Here is a 22,434-nt window from a genome sequence, read left to right as displayed (position 1 = left end):
GAACGGCGGACAGAGATGTCAGGCGGCAGAGGCAAGCTCAGGCCAGATCAAATTCCAATCAGCAGGGCGTAATGACCGGCGACTTAGGGCGCCTGCCGATTCACGCTCAAGCGAAACCGCAAGCGCAGCGGAGGCTTGCTTGTTCCCGTAGGCAATTTGTTTCAGGTAGCCGCGAGAGGTCCCGGTGCGCTCGACGGCATCGTCGGAAGCGCTTTTGAGCCACTCCAAAAGCTGGGTGTGCTTAGTTCGCATCACGGTTCTCCTCTGTGATGCGCAATTATTACCGCAGGGTAAACATTAATCAATACCGAATGGTCATTTACCAATGAGTAATGACCCGTAGAGAATCGCAAGATGGATATTCGCGAAGTGCGCAGGCACAACCTAAAAAAGCTGATGGACACCGAATACGGGGTTGGCTCTCGCGGCGCACAGTCACGCCTCGCAGAAAAGCTGAAGAAACCTCAGAACTTCATCTCCAGATGTCTTTTTGAGCCGGAAAAAAACGGCGCAAAAACCATCGGAGAGGACTTCGCCCGGGAAATAGAAAGCGAATTCGGCCTCGCCAGATACGCGCTAGATGCACCGATTGGTGAAGGCCACGCCAGGGAGAGCAACGTGATTCCTATTGATTCGCGAAGGAAGTCTCAGGACGCCAACTTCATCACCATCCCCCAGCTCGATGTAGCTGGCTCGATGGGGCCTGGAAGACTGCCGCCTGACCATATCGAGGTAATCAGGGATATTACCGTTCACCTTGACTGGCTCAAGACTCAGGGTTTGTCATATTCCAAGCTAGAGAACCTGGCCATCATCGATGGCGATGGTGACAGCATGGAGGGCACGTTCCGCAACGGCGACGCCCTGCTGGTAGATCGCGGCATCACCGAGATCCGAACCGATGCGATCTATGTCTTCACGCTGGAGGGAGAACTTTTCATTAAGCGGCTTCAGCGCCTAACTGGCGGCTCCCTGCGCATGATTTCAGACAACCCAGTGTACCCGGCAATCATGATCGATGGCGATATGCTAGCCAAAGTTCATATCCAGGCTCGTGTTCTGCTTGTTTGGAATGCTCGCAAGCTATAACGACCACAAGGAGGTGGTGAATGGGTATGAGATTTCAAAAGCGGGTTCAAATACTCCCCTGGGTTTGGCTGAACATCACCAAGTCCGGTTTTAGCTTTTCGTTTGGTCCGCCAGGGCTGAGCGTCAACAAGAGCAAGAAGGGAGTAAGGGTCACTGCAGGCCTTCCAGGGACAGGGCTATCAACGAGCCACCTAATTAAAGGCGAGCCCTCTGACGAGCAGGAGCATGACCGAGCCCTGGCGGAGGTCCTCGCGAGCGCCGATCAAACAATAGCCGATCTAGATGTTCTTCTTTACGAATGCAGATTCGGTGGCTGGCTGGAAAACTACCTGGATCATGACAGCTACGCTGCCGACCCTATGTACGGCAGAGCGGTTATTGCAACTCTAACAGGGAAGCACCTGAGTGCAGCTTTTGTTGCTCGCCATCTGAACGTAGGTATTGCTCGCGGCAAGGAACTCGTCGAATTGATGGAGGCTGACGGAATTGTCCCAGAGGAGCCTGGCTCCATTACCCCAAAGTTGCCGCTAGATATTGTGGCGCTTAGAGAATCCTTCGATAGGTACGAGGCGGAATCTGGCGAATGGCAGTCCGCGCACTGATTCTGGAGACCTAAATGCCCCTCACAAAACCCAACCAGCAACTGCGCCGCGATCTCAAAGCTATTGCCTTCAACCTTGAGCAGTCCTGTATCGATCTGGTCAAGCTCGCAGAAAAGCTCATTGATGCCGACGCGATAGCCTTGATGGGGTTGGTGGGTACGCTCTATGAGGAAGCTGACAGGCTGGTGGGTTATGCGGATGACGTTAAGGCGGGAAGGATTGTGCGGGGCAAGGTTGAATTAATTGTTCGGCAAAAATCTGTAGGGAAGCATGATTGCGACTCCAATTTCTGAAGCAAATAAACAAAGATCATTGGGAAATTTATGTCGGACGAGCAGAACTCACAAAAGCAAAAGAGGTCGATGCTGGCAACAACCGCAGACGATTTTGTTCGTTTTTTGGAAGAAAAAAGCCCTGAGTCTAACTGCCCGGTGTGTGAGGGAGAAACGTGGACAGTAATTAGTCCCTCCTTTGCCAATGCTGACAGCTATAGGCTTGTCACGTCGCTGAAAGATGGCAATCGACCGCAGAATCTTTCCACTTTTGCCCTCTTCTGCGATAACTGCGGCTATTTAAGGCAGCATCTCTCGAGGGTTGTAAAAAAATGGGTGGATGAAAATCCGGTGGAACCAGAACTCGACTTCGAGCCGCCAGAGCAGGATGAAATCGATGCAAACTAAGTTCTCAACCTGTGGAGAGTTAAGAGACGGCTTTGAAAAGGCATCTCCGACGTTCAAGACGCCGTCGTCTGATGCAAGTCTTGAGTCATCAGGTGACAGCAGCCTGACCGTGGGACATACTAAAAAAATGAACGATATTACTCGCGAAGAATTCAACGCAAAGCTCGAGACCATCGAAGTCAAAATGGATGCTCGCGTAGAATCCGTGTCTGCGAAAATTGAGAGCTTCCTAGCATCACAGGCAGAGCGAGATAAAGCACAGCTTGAGCGTGATAAACGCTTCGAGCTACTTGCTGAGCGCGTCACCAAGGCAGCCGAAGGCGCTGAAGACGCAGCCAAGCAGGCAGCTACAGTAAAGTCTAATTACTGGGCCGCAGTAATCGTCCAGCTTTTAGCCGTGGTGGCAATTTTGGTTGGGGCGTATTACGCCAACCAAGCCAACGTATTAGGCGCCATGCAAACGACCATGTCCGCGTTCCAGGCTGGGAAATCCGAGTCCGCAACCGCTCAATCGCCAAGCGCTCCGTCGAAGTAAGAAAAATCAAGCCCGGCCCAGCGCCGGGCTTCTTGTATCTGGGCTTTCACGACCTTTTCACAGTGGAGCGTCTATTGTGGTCACAGCTCCTCGTGAAGGTCCTTTAAGCCCGCTATCCCCCATCGCGGGCTTTTCTTTGTCTTCAATTCCGTGGTCTACGCTATCTAGGACCTCAATTGGACGACGCAATGCCTTCCCCCTACTCCTTTCCCGATATGCTCGAACGCAAATACGAGAACCAACTCGCCCTGGAAGCGGCACTGATGGAGCTGACTCTGCTGGTCGAACGCCATGGCAATGCAGAGGCAGGCAATAACGTGCGCGTTACCCTCTTCGCCCTTGGAGAGAACGCTGGGCACATCAAGCAGGGCTTGGCCAGGTTACGAGCTCAAGGCCCTGACTGACGTATCGAGCCTCACAATAGCCCGCCACTGAGCGGGCTTTTTTGTGGTCGCAACAAATTAATTACCTAACGGTATTGACTAAATTAATTACCGTACGGTAATGTTTGTCCGTCGAGACCGCATTACTCCTCAACAGGAGACAGCCAATCGATCCGCTCTTTAAAAATTCAGAAGACGATCCCGCTGCGGAAATAACAGCGGGGCCGCCTGTCCGGCAAGGACAGGGAGGGCCGATGCAAAGGCTCTGTCAAAACCTAACTATTAAGCCGCTACGCCTCTACTGGGGACCGGCGATCTGATCTGACCTACCGCCTGGGGAGTGACTTGGGTGCTGGAAGGAAACGCAGGGAGAACCTGCGGCGGATCGAGGGATACCGAACTGGCGAATGATCCAGATATGCGTAGCGAGACAGATTTCCTCGATGCCCTTCTCACGAGGGGTATCAGGGAAATCAACCAGGAGAAAACCCATGACCGAAGTAGCAGGCATCCAAGCAATCAGCTTTCCAATCGAAGGTTTGAAGGTAACCGTCGCAGGCCCCGAGCTTCGCGATCTCTGCAACAAGCAGGCGGCGTTCCACCATGAGCGTGCCGGTGCTTACGCCAAGCAGCACAGCAGTCTTCAGGACGCACAGATCGAGGCAATGCAGTACTCGAATGGTGACCCGAAGAAAGCGCTGGCAGATAAGCATGCCGAACACGAGAACAAGGCTCGCGAGCTGGCGTTCATAGCCGACCATATCAGGCAGGACGCTGAATACCTGCTCGATCGCTCGGCGCTGGCTGAGATTGGCGTGATTCGCAGCAGTCGCGGTTTCTTCTGAGCGGAGCGATTACGCCATCACCTGAAAGATATGTAGGGGGCTTTTTCCTAATGCATCTGCCGGAGGGTGCATTGGGAGACTTACAGGCCAGATCGTCGCGACCTGATCCGGTCACGAACAGCCACGCCGCGATGATGCGTTCTCCTCACCTTGCTGACCTTGAAAAACAAGGTGCTCAAGGCCATCAACAGCAGTACTACCGACCTCAGAGTTTGGATAACTGCATCCCCAGTGGTGCTGGCCTTCCAGGCTGCTACCAACATAAAGAGCGCAAGAATTAGGAAAAAGACAAGCAGAGGCGACATCAGAATTACCGAAGCGCGCACCACTTGATCATTGCGGACCGCCTTCGTCGCCGCCCTTGTCATTGCCCTGATGATCCCGGTGGCAGAGAGCGTCTTCATCACTAGCACCACGGGAAAGTTCGTGATGCGGTTTGCGGACTCTGCCGCCCTTTTGGCTATAGCCGTGAGCCTCGCCAACGCGTTTCTCCTAGATTGGTGTCTGAAAAAGAGTTCGCAGTCTAGGTGAATTCGTGCCGCATGACCTCATCACCTCTGCCCGGCCACCTTGGCGCCAAAGCTCAGGCTGCATCGGAGATCGCTCGGCTGACTGCCCGAGATAGCAGGGTGGCCACCTTTACCCGAGCCAGAGCGACGAACAACGCGGCGAAGACGGTTTACTCGCCAGTCAGATTCGAGCGATCTCCGATGCAGGTTGGATTGTGGCCCAGCTACAGTTATGTCGGGTGCCATACCCTTCCCCATCTAAGGACTCAACTATGAAAGTTAAGGACATGATCGCGCAACTGCAGAAGCTTGATCCGGAACTGCACCTGCTGGTGCTTTGCGAGGATTCAGATGTTTTAGAGAAAGGCCAAGGCATTCGAATCTTTGAGCCCGATTCGGCGGACATGTTTTTCGCCAAAATGAGCCGAGACTCGAGTCACAAGGCACGGCTGGAAATCACCGCTGCTGGCGAAGGGCAAAAGCTGGCAAGCATCAACGTCACGACCGATTTCTAAGTAGCACCCCACCAGTATCAACGACTCGCCGCCGTAAGCGGCTCCCAACCTTCCCCGCCTCTACCCGTCAGCACTCCTCCCCCGCGCCCATCGGCAACCAGCGGGAGGCATGAGTGTTGACGAATACAGGTGAACAACCCGCCACTTTGGAGGCGACCATGTCAGCACTACGCAAACCTCAGTTTGAGCACGACGAACAACTGCCGCCTCCGGTGAGCGAAACCTCTCTGCAATTGGCTCGCAGCGAATGGCTGTACAACGCAGCCGAAGAGCTGGCCAGAGGTGGCGGCGTGGTGTTCAAGCGCCATCTGCACCCGCAGCAAGGCGTCACAGCCCATCAGTTCGCACTGGCTGTCGATGAGTACGCCAACAACCTACTTGCCGACTGCGGCGTCGACACTCCAGCCCTGGGCTACTTACTGATCGCAGGGATGGCGGGTTCGAGGGTGAAATCGGAAGCTCTGGAGCTACTCGGCCGGAGCGACCATCCACTGGGGAAACTAGGCGAGATTGCCGAACGCCTCCTTCAACCTTTGGCTGATGACGCTCTTATCGCCCAGGCCGAGGACGACGAACTGTGAGCCCCTACGTTGAGATCGATAAAGCGTTGTTTGCGCTTGAAGATCCAGATAAGCCCGCTCTCGACGAGATCTTGGCTGAGGGTTTGATCGTGCGCCACTTCACCTCAGGCGCCATCAACGCAGAAGAATTTCATTGGTATAGCGCACGCCTCCTGGATGTCAGCCGGCGGCGTAAGGAGAAGGCATGACTACCGCACCGGTTAAATCACTGATCGACGAGCAGCTCGAAGATATCAGCGCTCACAACCTGCGCGAGGCCTACAGCCTTGCCGAACGGCGCGGCTTCTTCGGCGCACCGGTTGAGCAATACGCAGAACCTGGCTATGGCGGTCGAGTGCTTCAGGTCCTGCGATACAGGGTTCAGCAGCAGGATCAGCAATCGAACTGATCAGCCTTTGCCTTTGTTCTTGTTCTTCGCACTGCCCTGCCGCGCTTTGAATTTCGGATTGGATTTACAGATCACGTAGATCCGGCCACGGCGCATAACGATCTGGCAGTCACGGTGACGGTTTTTCGCTTCTTTGAGTGAGGACAGCACTTTCATAGGTGAGACTCCTTGCGTCGAGTTGAAATGTTATTACGTATCATAAATACGAATCAGAACGTTTATCAACTCTTATTCCCCCCTCCCTTTTTATCGCTGCGTGCATCGCGGCAAGGATTCCCCATGTCCGCAGTAATGAAGCAGGACGACAACACACCTGCAATGTCGGAGGCCGCGCTCGTTGAAGTGCTGAGCAGCAGCCTCTACCCCGGCGCCGAAAAGAACTCGGTTGTGATGGTCCTGGCCTACTGCCAGGCCGCACACCTGGACCCGATGTTGAAGCCGGTGCACATCGTTCCGATCTGGAACTCCAAGACGAGAAAGATGCAGGACACGGTGATGCCCGGCATCGGCCTTTACCGCATCCAGGCGGCGCGCACCGGCCAGTACGCCGGAATCAGCGAGCCGGAATACGGCCCTCCAGTAACTGCGAAGCTGAGCGGCGTAGAGGTCACTTATCCCGAATGGTGCCGCGTGACCGTCAAGCGGCAGATGAGCAACGGCTTGGTTGCCGAATACACGGCCAATGAGCGCTGGCTTGAAAACTACGCGACATCAAGCAAGGACACCGCGGCGCCCAACACCATGTGGAAGCGTCGAGCATTTGCCCAGCTCGCCAAATGCGCCGAGGCCCAGGCTCTGCGCAAAGCATTCCCTGAAGTCGGATCGGCGCCAACGGCAGACGAGATGGAAGGCAAGACATTCGAAGAAGTCGCCAAAGATGTTTCACCGGCGCGCCAAGCCCCACCAGAACCGGACACCAAGCCTGCCTATCCCGACGAACTGCTGGCTGAAAACATCGAGAAGTGGCAGCCACTGATCGACGCCGGTCGCACTAGTCCGGAACACATTATTTCCAACGTCATCAGCAAGTACTCGTTGCGCGATGACCAGATCGAAACCATCACCAACCTCAAAGCCCTCGATGGAGACGCAGCATGAAAATTCACAACGTAGCTCAAGGCTCTGCCGAGTGGCTTGACCTTCGCGCTCAGTACCGTACCGCCTCAGAAGCCCCTGCAATGATGGGCGCCTCAAAGTATCAAACCCGAACCGATCTGCTCGCAGCCAAAAAGACCGGCATCACACCCGATATCACGCCGTCTCAGCAGTTCATCTTCGACAAAGGCCACGCAACCGAAGCCATGGCTCGCCCGCTAGCCGAAGCACTGATCGGCGAAGAGCTTTATCCGATCGTTGCTACCGAGGGCAACCTGCTCGCCTCCATGGACGGCGCCACAATGCTCGGCGAGACCTTGTTCGAGCACAAACTGTGGAATGAGTCAGTCGTGGCCCAGGTGAAGGCTGGTGACCTGGCTCCGCACTACTACTGGCAGCTTGAGCAGCAACTGCTGGTGAGCGGCGCTGACCGGGTCATCTTTGTTTGCTCGGACGGCACGCCGGAGAACTTCGTGCACATGGAGTACCGGCCCGTAGCCGGGCGCGCGGCCCAGTTGATCGAAGGCTGGAAACAGTTCGAGGCAGACCTGGCAAACTTCGAAATGGCTGACGCTCCTTCAATAGTCGTCGGCAAGGCACCTGATGAACTGCCAGCCCTGCGTATCGAGCTGACCGGCATGGTTACCGCCAGCAACCTGAAGGTGTTTGAAGACTCGGCCCTGGCTGTCATCGATTCGGTGAAAACCACGCTCTCCACCGACCAGGACTTTGCCGACGCGAAGAAGGCGGTCAAGTGGTGCGGTGATGTTGAGGAGGCTGTCGCGGCCGCCAAGAAACAAGCCCTGTCGCAGACCCAAAGCATCGACGAATTGTTTTCATCGCTGGATCGCATTAGCGCCCATGCACGTGAGACTCGCCTGAAGGTAGACAAGCTGGTGAAGGCTCAAGAGCTGTTGGTGAAGACCAGCATCAAGCAAAAAGCCGAGCTCGCCTTGGCGGATCACATCGCGGCAATCAACAAGACGCTTGGCAAAGTCACGCTGCCTCATGTCGTTTCGGACTTCGCCGGCGCAATGAAGAACAAGCGCACCATCGCCAGCCTCCAGGACGCAGTAGATACCGAGCTGGCCCGGGCGAAGATCGATGCAAGTCAGGCCGCCGACGGCATCCGCTTGAACCTGACCAGTCTGGCAGAGCTCGCCGTTGATCATGCCTTCCTGTTCAGCGACGTGCAGTGGCTGGTCGCCAAAGCCAATGATGACTTGGTGACACTGATCAAATTCCGAATCTCCGAACACCAGAAGGCGGAGCGGGAAAAGGCCGACGCGAAGCGAGTCTCCGATGAACAAGAAGCCCAGCGCCTGGCAGCTATCAAGCCAGAACCCATTGTCGAGAAGGTGGCTGTGCCCGAGCCAGTCCGCGCTGCGCCCGTCCAGACAGCTGCACTCGTCGGCCAGGCCACAAAACCTGTGGTGAACCACTCCGTGGAGCAGGCAGCGCTCCAGGCCAACGTGACGGACTTTGAGGCCCTGGTGAAAGCCGTAGCGTATGGTCAGGCGCCGATCACCGTCCTCTTGGTCAATTGGGAAGCGCTCGACGCGATGGTCGCAGCGCAGGGTTCAACCTTCAGCATGGCCGGGGTGACACTCCGCAAGGCGGCAGCATGAGATGGGACGCCCACAAGGCTGCTGAGCCAGAGGTAGCCGCGGCCCTGCCCCGTTACGTCGACGCGGGCATTCTTGCCGCGTCCAAGGCTCTCGGAAGATCCACTCGCTCACTTAACCGGATCGCGGAGGAGCATGGCATCGAGTTCGCAACCTGTACCGCCAAGACGATGGAGTCGCGGCGCCAGGCCAGGGCCTCATTGGCCGCTCAGATCAAAGCGCTGGCTGAGTCACGCACCCACCAGACAGAGATCTGTTCTGCCTTGGGTATCACCCGGGCCGCCCTGCGCGAGATCGCCGAGATCAATCACATCAACATCGACAACCGCTCAAGAGGTGCCCGGAATGCATCCGACACTTGAAGTACACAATCAGGAACAGGAGAACCTGGAGGCGGCGAAAGCTGCCTTCTTCGCATCTGGTGGAACGGCCCAGTTCATCCGGCCGGGTGTGGGCAAAGACAGCCCTGGAATATCTCACGAGCCGAAACGGCCATACGGCTATGCGCGGATTGCCCAGAAAACGAAGCGAGGCCGGATCATCACGCCAGATGACGAAGTGGTGATCTGCGCCCAGCTCATGGAGTGCAAGAAATCTGGCATGACCCGGTACAAGGCCAGCAAGCACGTCGGCATCAGCGAGACGCTTTGTCGGCGCCTGATTGCTGATCACTCGCTCGAATTCCCAAAGGCTGGCTGATGCGTCGCGTATCTAGACCCCAGCAACGCAAACGTCAAACCTGGCTCGCACTGCCGGCCAGCGGAATAGAAGAGGTAGGCCATGGCAGCCGAACAGAAGGAGCGCACAGCCAAACTTGCCGAAAAACGGCAGGAACTGGGCGAGCAGGAATTGCGGCACACGGTCCCGTACGGCACCCGGCAGATGCTCGACGATCTGATGCTCTGGCATGAAATCGAGGAAGTCAGCGAGGCAGTGCAACTGCTGGTTCTGAATGGTCGGGCCGAAGATCTGCCGCCGGCGTCCACGAAGTTAAAAGGGCCGTCCGACATCATCCGCCACTACTTCCGCCAGGGAATGCGTGACCGACTTGAAGCGCTCACCGCCGAACTGGGTGAGACGAAGGATCGGGTGACCATCTGGCGACTGACCGCACATGCTCACTCGCTGGGCGCCGATAAGTCCGCGCCACTATTCGAAATCAAGCGCCACGATTACGAGATATCCGAAACCGTGGCGCGCAAATTACGGCAGGCAGGTTTTGCCGAATCGTTAAAAAGGGATGCCGATGAAAATGCCACTTGAGCGCCCTCAGCGAAATCCACATACTTAACGCGCAAAACACAAAAATATTAATCAGCTACGCATATTGGCACTAACCAGGGCACATCCAACTAACTCATCCCTCCACCTTACCAGGTGATCTGTAGTTTCGGAGTCAATGCCATCGACAAAGCCAAACACTTTTAGGGAGGATATGTGATGGGAATATTCGTTTTGACAAAGCGCGGAATACCAAAGAATCATACGCTCCGACTCAGTCATTTGCGCACGTACTGCGCCCATAGAAAACTGTATAAATCCGTCTGACAAGGTACCATTTCTACCAATGAAATCGATTAGCAGGAATGAAGATTGAACAAAAACACTTATAGATGCTCCAGATATGCGCAGGTAACGATCAAACTCTTTCCTCACACTTTCATATCTCTCCAGTGCAGGAACCCCGTCCCTAGGCACTCTAGTTAGATGATGCTTATTAAAATCATGCCATGCATGATGTAATGCGGTATGCCCCTCTTGAAAATATGGATCACTATCAGCTCGCTCGTAACCTGAGCGATATTTAGCGCTAATTGCGCTTTGCCCTACCATATTCAGCAGCTGAAATAGTCGCTGCTCGCGCACTTGGTCGCGGGACCAGCGTTCATTTGCTGCGCTTGCATTAAGCTGTACTCGAAGCGTAATTAACAGAGTAACAAATGCCGCGAACGATAAAAGCGGATTCAAAACACCACCAAAGTAGTCACCGAACTGCCCCCACGCTTCTCTGTCAGCATACAGTTCAGTTGAGAAAACAGATGTATATCTAATCGAAACTCCAGCAATCGCAAAAAATGCAAAAACACCAGCGAGCCAATACCATATAGAACTTCCGTTTATTTTCATTTTTAACAATTCCCAGGGGCTATTTCCGGCTCCATGCCGGTCCCCCGTAATACCCCAAGACAAACCAAATTGCCACCACCGGACACCGGAGGGCGGCGCCTACCTGAGGTAAACGCAATGCCCGTACTCCACAGCGTAATCCACAAGATCGACAAGAAGCCTGACGGTAGCCCGGCAGTTCTGCACTTGGCCTCCGGCGAGCAAATCGATAGCGGCGCCCGCGACGACCTGATGCAGCAGCTTAACGAAAGCTACAACGCCACCTCCGGCAAGGCGTGGGGCTTCTTTCATGCTGAGTCAGGCGCGCACCCTCTCTGCGGATGGCTTGGCAAGTACATTGCCGGCATTACCGACTTCCTGACATTCAGCACCACCGCTGTCGAACACCTGACCAAACTGATGGAAGAGTCGAACCTCAGCACCGGCGGGCACGCCCTCTTCTGCCACTACCAGCAAGGCCTGACCGAGTATCTGGCCATTGCCCTGGTGCAGGAAACCGAAGCGGTGACCATGACCGAAGAGCTCAACCTGATGACGGTGAATCGCCTGGACCTGGATCACATCCGCCTGGCCGCACGCATCAACATAAGCGAGTGGCAGAACAACCTGCAGTCGAAGCAGTACATCTCGTACCTCAAGGGCAAGCAGGGGCGCCGGATCAACGAATACTTCCGCGACTTCATCGGCTGCCAGGAAGGAATCGACGGCCCAGGCGAAACCCGAACGCTGCTGAAGGCGTTCAGCGACTTTGTGGAAAGCGAGGATCTGCCAGAAGAGTCAGCCCGCGAGAAGACACATACGCTTGTCAGCTACTCAATGGCCCAGGCCAAGCAGGGCGAGCCGATCACGCTCGACGAGCTGTCGGGCCTAATCGACGAAGACCGCCCGAAGAACTTCTATGACTTCATCAAAGCGAAGGACTACGGCCTTTCCGAGGCCCTGCCGCCGGACAAGAAGACACTGAACAAATTCAGGCGCTTCACCGGGCGCGCTGAGGGCATGTCGATCAGCTTCGAGGCGCACCTGCTGGGCGACAAGATCGAGTTCGACGAAGCGGGCGGCACGCTGACGCTGCACGGGCTGCCCACTCAACTTACCGAGCAACTCAAACGCGCATCATCCTGATCGAAGAGCCTGAATTACTCTTTCTCAATAGTGAACAGAAGCTGCCCATTTGACGTTCGAGCAAAGCCATCGTCGATAAAGCCGAGGTATTCGCCCTTCATTGAATAGAGCTCGTCGCCGTCTACGCGGTAGAGCAAGACGTTCTTGTCGCTGCGGATGAACTCGTCTTTATCGATGCGGCCCACAGGTGAACGGTCTGGGCCGAACACGTTGTAACACCCCTTACTGTAATCGGTCGCCATAACTCTCTCCTTGATCCGGCTCCATGCCGGTCCACCCGTAATACCCCATATCACTGAACAGCGCCAGCCGGCGAAGTCGTAGCTCAAAATAAGTACTAATGTAACGGCCTCAGCGTTGCGGATATAGCATCGACCATCACGCGAGTGGCATGATCAACTTCGACATTGACAAATGAGCCCTTACGCAGAAGCCTGAAATTTGTCAGGCGTATTGTCTCTGGAATTAGACTAACGCTCAAATGATTCTTTTGTCTATCGACATCATGAACTGTCAGACTAGCGCCATGCATCCCGATAAAACCCTTGGAGAAGAAATATTTAATAGCGAGCGGAGGAAGCTTCAGTATCATATCCACCGTCTCCCCACGACTCTTAAGTTCAACTATCTCAGCGACACCCTCAATATGGCCATAGAGACTGTGCCCGCCGTTCTCAGAGCCGGTAATGTGCGATCGCTCTATATTCACCTCATCGCCAATGCTCAAATATTGCATTGAGGTATTTAGATTCGTCTTATCCGAAACATCAAAAGTAACGGAGTTTACAAAGACAGAAGTAACAGTTAAGCACACTCCATCGATAGCTACACTTGCTCCGACGAAAGCATCATTGAACAATCCACCTAGATTACTAACAAGCAGACTCTTAAAGCCATCGCCAGATCTCACATCCAAGACTATTCCAGTGCCCTGCACTATCCCCGTATACATAGATTCAACCCCTATATTGAATAAATCGGCAAAAACTCATTTTCCCGACGGACAATTATTTTAGAGATGCCTGCCCCCAACCTCAAATACTTGGACTTAAGCAAAAAACGTTATCTATTTCAAGGTTCAGCGCACCTAGTCTGCCTCTAAGGCCCGCGGCTTCATGTTAACACTCACAACTGCGCTAGGTCAGCGATCAGCTTAAGAACCCAAGCGAACTCTGGCTCCGAGCGCATCAGCAGGCCGACTAATCATCCGCACGACCTCATCACCTATCAGACGTATCTCTACTACATCAATTTACATACTCACCGCAGTCACCATCAGGTTTTTGCTGAGTGCAGATCATCAATCCAATTAACGAATCACGCCTGCCGGCGAGGATCCCCTATGTCCGCACAACAGAAGAAACACCCCTTCGATTTCAAAACCCAATACGGACTCGGCTTCAACCCTCAGGACGATGAGATCGTTGTCGACTTCTTCTGTGGTGGTGGCGGCGCCGGTACCGGGTTGGAAATGGGCCTGGGCCGCACAGTGAACGTGGCGAAGAACCACAGCCCGCAAGCGATCAGCATGCACACCGTCAATCACCCGGGCGCCAAGCACTTCACCACCGATGTGTTCGATGGTGACCCGGACACCGAATGTGGCGGCAAAGCCGTGGGCTGGTTCCACATGTCACCGGACTGCACGCACCACAGCCAGGCGGCCGGCGGCCAACCGCGCAAGCGCGAGATCCGCAACCTTTCTTGGATTGGCCTCAAGTGGGCAGGCATGAAGCGGCCCCGGGTAATCAGCCTGGAAAACGTGAAACAGATCCTGCGGTGGGGAAGATTGATCGCCAAGCGCGACAAGGCTACCGGCCGCGTGGTGAAGCTCGGCGGCGAAGTTGCTGCACCTGGTGAGGTCGTGCCGGTGGGACAGCAGTTCCTTATTCCTGACCCGAAGCAGCGCGGCCGCACCTGGCGCCGTTTCGTGGCTCTGCTGGAAGGCATGGGCTACGTTGTGGAGTGGAAGGTTATCAAAGCTTGCGACTTCGGCGCGCCCACCAGCCGGGAGCGCCTGTTTATGATCGCCCGATGCGACGGTCAGCCGATTGTGTGGCCTGAGCCAACCCATGCAAAGAACCCCGTCAAAGGCCAGCAGAAGTGGAAAACAGCAGCTGAATGCATCGACTTCACTGACCTGGGCAAAAGCATTTTCGGCCGCAAGAAGGACCTGGCCCCGGCAACCCTGCGGCGCGTTGCCAAGGGCATGAAGAAGTTCGTGATCGACAACGCAGCGCCGTTCATTGTGCCAATCGCCAATTGGTCAGGAGAAACGGTGCAGTCGGCCGAAGAGCCGCTGCGCACCGTCACCTCCTACCCGAAAGGCGGGGCCTTCTCGGTGGTCAGCCCGATCATCTCACCGGCTACGCACCAGGGCAGCGATCGCATCAATGACCCGCTCGAACCGCTTCCGACAGTTACCTGCGCGAACCGCGGCGAACTAACACTGATCAGCCCGTTGATGGTTGGAGCCGGTGGCCCCGAGTATTCAGGCAAACCGGTGGGCATTGACCAGCCGGTGGGCACGCTGATGACCCATAACCACCGTGCGATCGCAGCGGCACACCTGGTGAAGTTTCGATTCAACGACGCGGGCAAGGCGCTGGACGAGCCACTGCCGACCATCACCAGCGGCGGCAACTATCAGCGCCCGGCCGGGGCCGCGCACGCCATGGGCATATCCACGGTGTTCATGGCCCAGATGAATGGCGGGTTCAACGCCACCGACGCCAAGAGCATCGAAGACCCGATGACCACGGTGACCAACACCGGCAGCCAGCAACAGCTGGTGGCGACGAACCTGGTGCACTTGCGCGGCAACTGCGATGCCCGGAACGTCGATGGCCCGCTGCACACCGTCAGCGCCGGCGGCCAGCACCACGGGTTGGTCAGCGCATTCATGGAGCGGGCATTCGGCGGGAGCGTGGGCCAGGGCCTGGATGATCCGGCGCCGACGATCACGGCGGGCGGCGGCGGCAAGAGCTCGCTGGTTTCACTTACGCTCTCGCCTGAGCATGAGGCCGGCGCCCTTCGTGTAGCGGCATTCCTGATCAGCTACTACGGTACCGAGAACATCAGCGCTTGCGACTCGCCTGCGCCGACGATCACCACCAAGGACCGCCTGGCCATGGTCACCGTGATGGTGAAGGGCACACCCTACGTGATTGTCGACATCTGCCTACGGATGCTGAAGCCGTCCGAGTTGTACAAAGCCCAAGGCTTCCCGGCCGACTACATCATCAGCCACGGCGCCGACGGCAAGCCGTTCACCAAGACTCAGCAGGTGCACATGTGCGGCAATAGCGTCAGCCCGCCACCGATGGCCGCGCTGGCCAGGGCCAACGACCCGTGGCGCGCCGTAGAGCGGCATACTGTTGCTGCATAGCTCATCCAAAATGAATCTGCCAAGGAAAGGCGTAGAGCCAGTCGATCACGTAATAGATGTGTTTCACCATCTGCTCAACCAGCAATTGGATAAGTACATCTTCAAAGAGTCGAATAAGCACCATAGAGATCCTCGTTAAGCGAACCGGTAGAACTGGCCGGTACCTGTAAGCCTATCTCTGATCTCAAAAACGCAAGGCGCGATACGTAATTAGTTGGCTCGACCTTCAGTCGCCCCCATACTCCACCGCCCGGGCATAGCCCGGCATTAAGCCAGAAAAGAAAAAGACTACCGGTTTCGGTAGCCTCTATTGTTGGGTTTGATGCAATTACTTGCAGCCAATCCGGGCGAGCAACTGCCCTTGCTTCGACTTCAGTGAGGCTTGAACAGGCTGTGACAAGTTGCTCCAGAAGGTGAGCCCTGACCGCTCTTCGATTTGGCTTACGTTCACCTGATAGTCACAGAAGTTTGCACCCTTCGGTGTCTCCTGGTTCATCACGAACGAGGCGTAAACGCCGTTCTCAGGTGAGCTGCCGACGAAGATTATCTTCCAGTAGCCGCTGGGGATGGTGTGCACCTTATTCGTTCCTGGAAGCGTGCCAACAAAATGCTCATACAGAGGTCCAGTAGCGACATATACCTGATCGACACCTGGCTCTTTGCTGAGGTTGCGTTCTTGATCCTCAAGTCGTGCCCACGGCCCTTGGTTGAGATCAGCCTTTTGCGGGGTGATATTCGACAGGTAGTTGAGGGTTTGCCAGTCAGGAACGCCAGCCATCGAGGCCAGGTTGGCCTGGTGGCCACGGTCCACTTTTAGCGCGACGTTTGCGCCGTTGTAGTCCACCGGATCGAGCGTTTCGCCAGCAGGAATATCCGGGTCCGTCTTCCAGTTACGCGGGCGCCCGCTCGCCGGAGTTTCCTTCGTTATTTTGTAGGAAACCCAGTTCGCAAACTTCGTCGAGCCGTTGTTGTTCAGCGTGTAAGCCTGTCGATTCAATGTCAAAGGGCTGCCGCCGGTAGGGCATCCGACCGAACAGTTATCGAACTGAAGTACTTGTGCCTCCTGAGCAGGGGGTGAGCCTTCTACCTGGGCCCCAGACTCCCGAGTTCTATCGGTTGTAGTACAGGCCGCAACAAGCGGGATCAACAAAAACGCTAGGTGCTTCAACTTCATACTTCCTTGCATGGTGTATCTCCTTGGGGTGAATCATGGACATCGATAAGTAGCAAATCAGCTACAGCGGTTCCTACGCTGGCTGACATCAGTATTCAAACACACGAACGTTTCATTTTGGCGTTTGTGAACGCCCATGATCGGTAACGAGGGAACTTCAAGATGAGCAACCTTTGCTCTCACGAGTGTGCTATTGCTCTGGCGCACGCCTAAACTCTTCTCGTGTAGGCATAGTCCAGTCAGAAGCTCTTTTTTCATGGACTGATTCATTGCGACTGTGCCCGCCGTAGGTAAACGTCAAAAGGTAAAACGCGAACGCAATTGCCGCTAACGCTGCCCTGCCCATGGGATTCGCGTCCTTTGGTAATCCGCCTGGTCCAATACCTACCCAGCCTCCTCGAAAGTAAGCAAATACTGCCTGGATGAACCATCCATGTATCAATAACGTCTCAAAGAAATTACGCCTATCCCCAGAAAAACGCACACCAGCGTTAACGACAGAAGCAACCACCATCAACAACAGTAACAAGTACCGATAGCGCCTAAAAAATACCAATACGTTGCTTTCCATAAGGCCCTGTCTTTTCTGCAAATTGCTATAGCTCTCCGCGTCGCCCGCTTAACAAGCATCGCTTAGCGAGGGCCAGGCCGATTCTATGGCAAAAAAAATTCTATCCCTTCAAAGTCAGCCGCTATAGCGGCATACCGAAGAGAAGCTAGGAATGCGTTGGAAGCCTAAATCCGATGCTCAGGCTTATCGCTGCTGAGATGTTTTTCGCCACTACGGTCCTGAAGAATTTTCTTCATCGCCAGCTTGGCGTCCGGATCACCGCACTCAGCCATGCATTCAAGGCAATCACCCCCGCAATCCATGAGTTCAGGGAGGGTATTTAAGGGCCGTTGGCATATGCTGCATTTGTTCATTGCATGATCCTAAGTCGAGGTTATGGGCAAAAATCCCCGAGGCTATCCCGTGCAATTTGAACGGCGTACTCAAGCAATTCTAGGGGAACACTTGGCTCAAATAGGGTTACCTCGAAACGCATGGTTTCGTCATTCCGGAAGATCTCGAACATCTGAGCCCTGTCGCCTTCCCAGCACTCTAAAGCCAAACCGTCATGACCTATGACGACGCTTGAAGCACGGCAAAAACGATATTCAATTCCGTGTACGACCACATCTCACCTCCATTTCTATGGAGGCAACAATACCTCTCCCCTCTATAAATTTGATAGCTGCTATGGCGGCAAAGGATCTCTATGCGCCTGAAGAAAGCTGAGCGCGAGCAAGTGCGCCTCAAGTACGGCGGCCACTGCGCCTACTGCGGGGTGCTGCTAGGTGACCGGTGGCACGCCGACCACCTCGCTCCGGTAGTGCGTGAGCTTCTGTCCAAGCAGACCGCCGCCGGCAACTGGAAGCTGGTTTCAGGAAAGCCCCTGCGTCCCGAGCACGACGTGCTGGAGAACATGATGCCGGCCTGCGCGCCCTGCAACATCAGCAAGGGCGGCCAGACGCTGGAAGGTTGGCGCGCCTGGATCGCAAGGCACGTCGACTCTCTGAACAATTACACCCCCATCTACCGCCTTGCCAAGGCATACGGCCTGATAGCAGAGACAGGCGCGCCGGTGGTGTTCCACTTTGAAAAGGAGCAGCAGCCATGATCGCCCCCCTCTGGTTCGCCTACGTCTTCATCTACAAGGGGCCAAGGCCATGAAACAGCATCGCGTTTTGATCGGCGACTGCATTGAGTCGATGCGGACGCTGCCAGACAATTCGGTTCAGATGTGCGTGACCAGTCCTCCCTATTACGGTCTGCGGGATTACGGCGTAGACGGGCAGATCGGCCTGGAAGAGACGCCGGCCGAATTTATCGCTCGACTGGTCGAGGTGTTCCGCGAAGTGCGCAGAGTGCTCCGCGACGACGGCACGGCCTGGGTGAACATGGGTGACAGCTATGCAGCGCGCTCCACCGGCAATCTGTCATTTCGCCGCGATAGAGCTGCCGTCTCGCCAGATCGCGCAGCGCTGACTGAAGGGATCAAGGTCAAGGACATGATGGGTATGCCGTGGCGCTTGGCTTTCGCCCTGCAGGACGATGGCTGGTACCTGCGCCAGGACATAATCTGGCATAAGCCAAATCCAATGCCCGAAAGCGTCCGCGACCGTTGCACCAAGGCCCACGAATACATTTTCCTGCTGAGTAAGTCGCCGAGATATTTCTACGACCAGTCGGCAATCCTTGAACCCTGCTCACCCAACACCCACAACCGACTCTCGCAAGACGTTCTCGCGCAGATCGGTAGTGACCGTGCCAATGGCGGAGCCAAGAGTAACGGCAACATGAAGGCGGTGGCCAGGAAGTCAAACGGCGTGGGCTGGGGTCACGGTACCGACGGCGAAGAAAGAGGAAGGGGGCGGATCAAGGACAACGATTCTATGAATTCGGCCCTTTCCGTTATGCCGACGGAGCGAAACAAACGCAGCGTTTGGACGGTGCCAACCCACAGTTTCAAGGGCGCCCACTTCGCCACCTTCCCGCCTGACCTGATTCGCCCATGCATCCTGGCCGGCTCGCCACTCGGCGGCGTCGTGCTTGACCCTTTCGGCGGTGCCGGCACTACAGCGGTGGTCGCCATGCAGGAAGGGCGTAAATCGATCCTGTGCGAACTGAACTCGGAATATGCCGCAATGGCTGAACGTCGGATCGCGGCCGCCTGGCTCGATGGTGCGGCGCAGATGGATGTTTTCCGCGACACCGCGCAACACCCAGCAGCCTAACCCCCCCTACATGCCTGCCGGTGAGCGTCGTCAGGGCAAGTGACTGTCGATCCATCGTTCAGCTGCCGCCATCGCATCATCAAGCGCTGCCGGATAGTCAGGCCAAGGGCCTTCCAACTCTGCGGCAACCTCACCCAACCCATTGATGGGTGCTGGTTCAATGATCTTTGCAGCGACAGGGCTCTCGTCGTTCGGGCGGCGCCAGTCGAACTTGAGGAACATCACCTGGCCCCGGTAAGCGTGAGCTATCGGAGCATCAAAGTTGTGTGACACGTCCATGCCTCATCACGAACTTAATTGAACCCTTTTGTACACCGCTTCAAGCCTGTTTGAAAGATAGGCAGAAAGCTATCACTCCAATCCCCTATATGCCGCCTCGCGCGGCTAGGACACCCCCATGCTCGCAATGAAACTCACCCTAATACTGCTGGGCGCTTTGCTGTACCTGGTTGGCAGCGGATGCTGGTTCTTCTGGATCGCCCCCCGCCTTCTGGCCGACGGCGACACGGCCGACATCCTCTACGCCTTCGCCGGCACTTGCGGCTGGCTGCTGATCACCTTCGGCCTAGCCATCCAAATCATGAAGACAGCACGGCCGACGGCGGCCGGCCGGAGGTAGGTATGCAAGCAGAAATCCTGTCGGACGACGAGCTCGCCGACCTAACTGGCTACAAGCAGCGCGCTCACCAGCGCAAATGGCTGAAAGACCGAAACTGGGTGTTCATCGAGAGCCGTGGCGGTCGCCCTCTGGTGGGCCGGATGTACGCGCGCATGAAGCTTGGGATGGTTAACGCCGCAATCGCAGATCCAAACCCGCCACCGGCGCGTCCAGCTTGGACGCCAGACTTCTCCAGAGTGAACTGATATGCGCCCTCGGAACACGGAAAACAGGGACTTGCCGCCAGGAATGGTGCGCCGTAAGCGCCCAAGGAAGAATGGCAAGATCTGGATCGGCTACTACTACCGTGACTCAGCGGGAAAAGAGATTCCGCTTGGAACAGACCTGAGCAAAGCCCGGCTGAAGTGGGCCGAACTGGAAGCCAAAGAAAAACCTGCCGACCTCACAACGATGAAGGGCATCTTCGACCGGTACGTGCGCGACGTCATCCCAAAAAAGGGGGAGCGGACCCAGAAGGACAACATGGCCGAACTGAAACAGCTTCGCCCTACGTTTGATGAGGCGCCCATCGATTCAATTACGCCGTTCAACATCGCCGGTTACCGTGATGCCCGCTCAGCGAAGGTTCGTGCCAACCGCGAGATCGCACTCCTGTCCCACGTTTTCAATATGGCCAGGGAGTGGGGCCTCACGGAGCGGGAGAACCCTTGCCAGGGCATCAGGAAGAACAAGGAGGCGCCGCGTGATTACTACGCCAACGCGGCTGTTTGGGATGCCGTCTACGCGGTTGCCGAACAAGAACTGAAGGAAGCCATGGACCTGGGCTATTTGACCGGACAGCGGCCTGCTGACGTGCTGATCATGCGCAGCGACGATACAGAGGGTGACTACTTCCTGGTAACGCAGGGCAAAACCGGCCAGAAACTTCGAATCCTTATGCGTACGGAAGCCGGGGAAAACAGCTTGGGGAGATTGGTCAGGGAGATTGGCGAAAGGAATGTCGGTCATTCATCCAAATACCTGTTGATCAACAGGTATGGAAAGCGAATGACGAAGGGGATGTTGCGCTTGCGCTGGGACAAGGCTCGGGAAAAAGCCCAGCAGAACGCCATCGAACAAGGCGATCCGCTGCTCGCGGCCAAGATTGGAGGGTTTCAGTTCCGCGACATCCGGCCGAAGGCCGCTTCGGAAATCATCGATATCGGGGATGCCAGCCTGCTGCTGGGACACAGCAAACAGGAGATCACAAAGCGGGTTTACAGGAGGATTGGCGCCACCGCGAAACCGTCCAAATAGGCAAAGTTTCGGAACTCCTACCCGAAAGTTTCGGAACTCCCGCCAAAAGCAGAAGAAAAATTCTCAAACCCCAGAAACGCAAAAGCCCCGCAATCGCGGGGCTTTTGTGTAAATCTTGGCGGGAAACCAGGGATTCGAACCCTGGGAACGCTATTAACGTTCGCCGGTTTTCAAGACCGGTGCATTCAACCACTCTGCCAATTTCCCTTGTGCATCACAGGATTATAGTAGCTCATCCCGTGTCAGCGGGCGCCATAATACCCGAATGAAACACACTGTCAAACTCTCTGCATCGCTTGTTACAGAGCGTCTGTTATGATCTTTGCGACTGAACGTTTCAAAACTGAAGGAGTGTCGCCATGCGCGAACAGAATTACGCAGTGAATGGCAACGCGCAGGCTGAGCAGCTTGAAGTCAGCCGCGTGTTGCGCAATACGTACGGCTTGCTCGCCTTGACGCTCGCATTCAGCGGCGTGATGGCGTATGTGGCCCAACAGATGCGCGTTGGTTATCCGAATATCTTTGTCGTGCTGATCGGCTTCTATGGTCTGTTCTTCCTGACCAACAAGCTGCGCGATTCGGCCTGGGGCCTGGTGTCGGCGTTTGCCTTGACCGGTTTCATGGGCTTTATCCTCGGCCCGATCCTCAACCGTTACCTCGGCATGGCCGGCGGTGCGGAAGTGGTCAGTTCGGCGTTTGCCATGACGGCGCTGGTATTTGGTGGCCTGTCGGCCTACGTGCTGATCAGCCGTAAGGACATGAGCTTCCTGGGTGGTTTCATCACCGCAGGCTTCTTCGTGTTGCTGGCGGCGGTGGTGGCCAGCATGTTCTTCCAGATCAGCGGTCTGCAACTGGCGATCAGCGCAGGTTTTGTGCTGTTTTCCTCGGTGTGCATCCTGTTCCAGACCAGCGCCATCATCCACGGTGGTGAGCGTAACTACATCATGGCCACCATCAGCCTGTATGTATCGATCTACAACCTGTTCATCAGCCTGTTGCAGATCTTCGGCATCATGAGCCGCGACGACTGATCAGCCAGCGCAATAAAAAATGCCCCGTATCGCAAGATACGGGGCATTT

General features: G+C 55.7%; 32 protein-coding genes and 1 tRNA gene. 24 read left to right on the top strand and 9 right to left on the bottom strand.

All coding sequences use genetic code 11. The annotated features are described in order from the left end of the window. Positions 1–18 precede the first annotated feature (18 nt). The gene (locus QMK52_RS18700) at positions 19–252 is read right to left on the bottom strand and encodes a hypothetical protein (protein WP_073842711.1); all 234 of its coding nucleotides are present in this window, start codon (positions 250–252) and stop codon (positions 19–21) included. Positions 253–354: 102 nt separating this feature from the next. Here QMK52_RS18700 and QMK52_RS18695 point away from each other — a divergent pair, with 102 nt between their 5' ends. The 7 genes from QMK52_RS18695 (at position 355) to QMK52_RS18665 (ending at position 4,134) form a co-directional block, all read left to right on the top strand. Beyond that, the gene (locus tag QMK52_RS18695) at positions 355–1,089 is read left to right on the top strand and encodes a S24 family peptidase (protein ID WP_320403207.1); all 735 of its coding nucleotides are present in this window, start codon (positions 355–357) and stop codon (positions 1,087–1,089) included. Positions 1,090–1,109: 20 nt separating this feature from the next. After that, the gene (locus QMK52_RS18690) at positions 1,110–1,691 is read left to right on the top strand and encodes a DUF4236 domain-containing protein (protein WP_320403206.1); all 582 of its coding nucleotides are present in this window, start codon (positions 1,110–1,112) and stop codon (positions 1,689–1,691) included. Between the two features lie 14 nt (positions 1,692–1,705). Beyond that, positions 1,706–1,984 carry a hypothetical protein gene (locus tag QMK52_RS18685; protein ID WP_320403205.1) on the top strand — a complete coding sequence of 93 codons (279 nt, stop codon included), beginning with the start codon at positions 1,706–1,708 and terminating at the stop codon, positions 1,982–1,984. Positions 1,985–2,014: 30 nt separating this feature from the next. Beyond that, complete coding sequence (locus tag QMK52_RS18680) at positions 2,015–2,371, top strand: hypothetical protein (protein ID WP_320403204.1); 357 nt, start codon at positions 2,015–2,017, stop codon at positions 2,369–2,371. Further along, on the top strand, positions 2,361–2,906 hold the full coding sequence (locus QMK52_RS18675) for a hypothetical protein (protein WP_320403203.1): 546 nt from the start codon (positions 2,361–2,363) through the stop codon (positions 2,904–2,906). The genes QMK52_RS18680 and QMK52_RS18675 overlap by 11 nt, the downstream gene beginning before the upstream one ends. Before the next feature lie 188 nt (positions 2,907–3,094). Then, entirely contained in the window at positions 3,095–3,310 is a 216-nt protein-coding gene (locus QMK52_RS18670; protein ID WP_320403202.1) for a hypothetical protein, read from the top strand. A 470-nt stretch (positions 3,311–3,780) separates the two neighbouring features. Next, the gene (locus QMK52_RS18665) at positions 3,781–4,134 is read left to right on the top strand and encodes a hypothetical protein (protein ID WP_320403201.1); all 354 of its coding nucleotides are present in this window, start codon (positions 3,781–3,783) and stop codon (positions 4,132–4,134) included. An 80-nt stretch (positions 4,135–4,214) separates the two neighbouring features. Here QMK52_RS18665 and QMK52_RS18660 read toward each other — a convergent pair whose 3' ends face one another. After that, on the bottom strand, positions 4,215–4,538 hold the full coding sequence (locus tag QMK52_RS18660) for a hypothetical protein (RefSeq protein WP_320403200.1): 324 nt from the start codon (positions 4,536–4,538) through the stop codon (positions 4,215–4,217). A 377-nt stretch (positions 4,539–4,915) separates the two neighbouring features. Here QMK52_RS18660 and QMK52_RS18655 point away from each other — a divergent pair, with 377 nt between their 5' ends. The 4 genes from QMK52_RS18655 to QMK52_RS18640 all read left to right on the top strand — a co-directional run bounded on the left by QMK52_RS18655 (position 4,916) and on the right by QMK52_RS18640 (position 6,127). After that, positions 4,916–5,158 (top strand): hypothetical protein, encoded by a 243-nt coding sequence (locus QMK52_RS18655; protein WP_320403199.1) that lies wholly within the window; start codon positions 4,916–4,918, stop codon positions 5,156–5,158. A gap of 158 nt (positions 5,159–5,316) precedes the next feature. Next, complete coding sequence (locus tag QMK52_RS18650; RefSeq protein ID WP_194438051.1) at positions 5,317–5,739, top strand: hypothetical protein; 423 nt, start codon at positions 5,317–5,319, stop codon at positions 5,737–5,739. Beyond that, a complete protein-coding gene (locus QMK52_RS18645) occupies positions 5,736–5,927 on the top strand; it encodes a hypothetical protein (RefSeq protein WP_248135897.1) in 192 nt (63 codons plus the stop codon). The genes QMK52_RS18650 and QMK52_RS18645 overlap by 4 nt, the downstream gene beginning before the upstream one ends. After that, on the top strand, positions 5,924–6,127 hold the full coding sequence (locus tag QMK52_RS18640) for a hypothetical protein (RefSeq protein ID WP_320403198.1): 204 nt from the start codon (positions 5,924–5,926) through the stop codon (positions 6,125–6,127). The genes QMK52_RS18645 and QMK52_RS18640 overlap by 4 nt, the downstream gene beginning before the upstream one ends. On the opposite strand, the gene ykgO is transcribed toward QMK52_RS18640, so the two are convergent. Further along, positions 6,128–6,283 carry a type B 50S ribosomal protein L36 gene (gene ykgO / locus QMK52_RS18635; protein ID WP_019816741.1) on the bottom strand — a complete coding sequence of 52 codons (156 nt, stop codon included), beginning with the start codon at positions 6,281–6,283 and terminating at the stop codon, positions 6,128–6,130. A 135-nt stretch (positions 6,284–6,418) separates the two neighbouring features. Here ykgO and bet point away from each other — a divergent pair, with 135 nt between their 5' ends. The 5 genes from bet to QMK52_RS18610 all read left to right on the top strand — a co-directional run bounded on the left by bet (position 6,419) and on the right by QMK52_RS18610 (position 10,110). Beyond that, complete coding sequence (bet, locus tag QMK52_RS18630; protein WP_320404205.1) at positions 6,419–7,225, top strand: phage recombination protein Bet; 807 nt, start codon at positions 6,419–6,421, stop codon at positions 7,223–7,225. Continuing rightward, on the top strand, positions 7,222–8,850 hold the full coding sequence (locus tag QMK52_RS18625; RefSeq protein ID WP_320403197.1) for a YqaJ viral recombinase family protein: 1,629 nt from the start codon (positions 7,222–7,224) through the stop codon (positions 8,848–8,850). The genes bet and QMK52_RS18625 overlap by 4 nt, the downstream gene beginning before the upstream one ends. Next, positions 8,847–9,209 carry a hypothetical protein gene (locus QMK52_RS18620; protein ID WP_320403196.1) on the top strand — a complete coding sequence of 121 codons (363 nt, stop codon included), beginning with the start codon at positions 8,847–8,849 and terminating at the stop codon, positions 9,207–9,209. Before QMK52_RS18625 ends, QMK52_RS18620 begins: the two co-directional genes overlap by 4 nt. Next, positions 9,193–9,546, top strand: a complete 354-nt coding sequence (locus tag QMK52_RS18615) for a hypothetical protein (RefSeq protein WP_320403195.1) — start codon at positions 9,193–9,195, stop codon at positions 9,544–9,546. The genes QMK52_RS18620 and QMK52_RS18615 overlap by 17 nt, the downstream gene beginning before the upstream one ends. Positions 9,547–9,627: 81 nt before the next feature. Then, entirely contained in the window at positions 9,628–10,110 is a 483-nt protein-coding gene (locus tag QMK52_RS18610; protein ID WP_320403194.1) for a hypothetical protein, read from the top strand. A gap of 51 nt (positions 10,111–10,161) precedes the next feature. Here the strand turns inward: QMK52_RS18610 and QMK52_RS18605 are convergent, their stop codons facing one another. Further along, positions 10,162–10,974: a hypothetical protein gene (locus QMK52_RS18605; protein WP_320403193.1), complete on the bottom strand. Its 813-nt coding sequence runs from the start codon at positions 10,972–10,974 to the stop codon at positions 10,162–10,164. A gap of 117 nt (positions 10,975–11,091) precedes the next feature. Between QMK52_RS18605 and yejK the strand changes: the two genes are divergently transcribed. After that, positions 11,092–12,099 (top strand): nucleoid-associated protein YejK, encoded by a 1,008-nt coding sequence (yejK, locus tag QMK52_RS18600; RefSeq protein ID WP_320403192.1) that lies wholly within the window; start codon positions 11,092–11,094, stop codon positions 12,097–12,099. Positions 12,100–12,113: 14 nt separating this feature from the next. Here the strand turns inward: yejK and QMK52_RS18595 are convergent, their stop codons facing one another. Both QMK52_RS18595 and QMK52_RS18590 read right to left on the bottom strand, forming a co-directional pair. Further along, positions 12,114–12,341: a hypothetical protein gene (locus QMK52_RS18595; RefSeq protein WP_320403191.1), complete on the bottom strand. Its 228-nt coding sequence runs from the start codon at positions 12,339–12,341 to the stop codon at positions 12,114–12,116. Positions 12,342–12,436: 95 nt separating this feature from the next. Further along, positions 12,437–13,051 (bottom strand): riboflavin synthase subunit alpha, encoded by a 615-nt coding sequence (locus QMK52_RS18590; RefSeq protein ID WP_320403190.1) that lies wholly within the window; start codon positions 13,049–13,051, stop codon positions 12,437–12,439. Positions 13,052–13,441: 390 nt separating this feature from the next. Between QMK52_RS18590 and QMK52_RS18585 the strand changes: the two genes are divergently transcribed. Further along, positions 13,442–15,487 (top strand): DNA cytosine methyltransferase, encoded by a 2,046-nt coding sequence (locus QMK52_RS18585; protein ID WP_320403189.1) that lies wholly within the window; start codon positions 13,442–13,444, stop codon positions 15,485–15,487. Between the two features lie 328 nt (positions 15,488–15,815). Here the strand turns inward: QMK52_RS18585 and QMK52_RS18580 are convergent, their stop codons facing one another. After that, the gene (locus QMK52_RS18580; protein ID WP_320403188.1) at positions 15,816–16,673 is read right to left on the bottom strand and encodes a DNA/RNA non-specific endonuclease; all 858 of its coding nucleotides are present in this window, start codon (positions 16,671–16,673) and stop codon (positions 15,816–15,818) included. A 1,247-nt stretch (positions 16,674–17,920) separates the two neighbouring features. Here QMK52_RS18580 and QMK52_RS18575 point away from each other — a divergent pair. Continuing rightward, entirely contained in the window at positions 17,921–18,322 is a 402-nt protein-coding gene (locus tag QMK52_RS18575; protein ID WP_320403187.1) for an HNH endonuclease, read from the top strand. A gap of 49 nt (positions 18,323–18,371) precedes the next feature. Further along, positions 18,372–19,439 (top strand): site-specific DNA-methyltransferase, encoded by a 1,068-nt coding sequence (locus QMK52_RS18570; RefSeq protein ID WP_320403186.1) that lies wholly within the window; start codon positions 18,372–18,374, stop codon positions 19,437–19,439. Between the two features lie 30 nt (positions 19,440–19,469). Here the strand turns inward: QMK52_RS18570 and QMK52_RS18565 are convergent, their stop codons facing one another. Further along, positions 19,470–19,661 carry a hypothetical protein gene (locus QMK52_RS18565; RefSeq protein WP_320403185.1) on the bottom strand — a complete coding sequence of 64 codons (192 nt, stop codon included), beginning with the start codon at positions 19,659–19,661 and terminating at the stop codon, positions 19,470–19,472. Between the two features lie 175 nt (positions 19,662–19,836). Between QMK52_RS18565 and QMK52_RS18560 the strand changes: the two genes are divergently transcribed. The 3 genes from QMK52_RS18560 to QMK52_RS18550 are packed head-to-tail and all read left to right on the top strand — an operon-like array spanning position 19,837 to position 21,354. Further along, positions 19,837–20,058 (top strand): hypothetical protein, encoded by a 222-nt coding sequence (locus QMK52_RS18560; RefSeq protein ID WP_320403184.1) that lies wholly within the window; start codon positions 19,837–19,839, stop codon positions 20,056–20,058. Positions 20,059–20,060: 2 nt separating this feature from the next. Continuing rightward, positions 20,061–20,303, top strand: a complete 243-nt coding sequence (locus tag QMK52_RS18555; protein WP_056846544.1) for a DUF4224 domain-containing protein — start codon at positions 20,061–20,063, stop codon at positions 20,301–20,303. 1 nt (position 20,304) lies between these two features. Next, the gene (locus QMK52_RS18550; protein WP_032880651.1) at positions 20,305–21,354 is read left to right on the top strand and encodes a tyrosine-type recombinase/integrase; all 1,050 of its coding nucleotides are present in this window, start codon (positions 20,305–20,307) and stop codon (positions 21,352–21,354) included. Positions 21,355–21,470: 116 nt separating this feature from the next. Here QMK52_RS18550 and QMK52_RS18545 read toward each other — a convergent pair. Further along, a tRNA-Ser gene (locus tag QMK52_RS18545) sits at positions 21,471–21,561 on the bottom strand. A gap of 152 nt (positions 21,562–21,713) precedes the next feature. Here QMK52_RS18545 and QMK52_RS18540 point away from each other — a divergent pair. Further along, entirely contained in the window at positions 21,714–22,385 is a 672-nt protein-coding gene (locus QMK52_RS18540) for a Bax inhibitor-1/YccA family protein (RefSeq protein ID WP_003192030.1), read from the top strand. Positions 22,386–22,434: the final 49 nt, after the last annotated feature.

Source organism: Pseudomonas sp. P9_2, assembly GCF_034008255.1.
GTDB classification, from domain to species: Bacteria; Pseudomonadota; Gammaproteobacteria; order Pseudomonadales; family Pseudomonadaceae; genus Aquipseudomonas; species Aquipseudomonas synxantha_A.
Note: the sequence above shows the minus strand (reverse complement) of the source record. Positions and strands in the feature narration are given on the sequence as shown.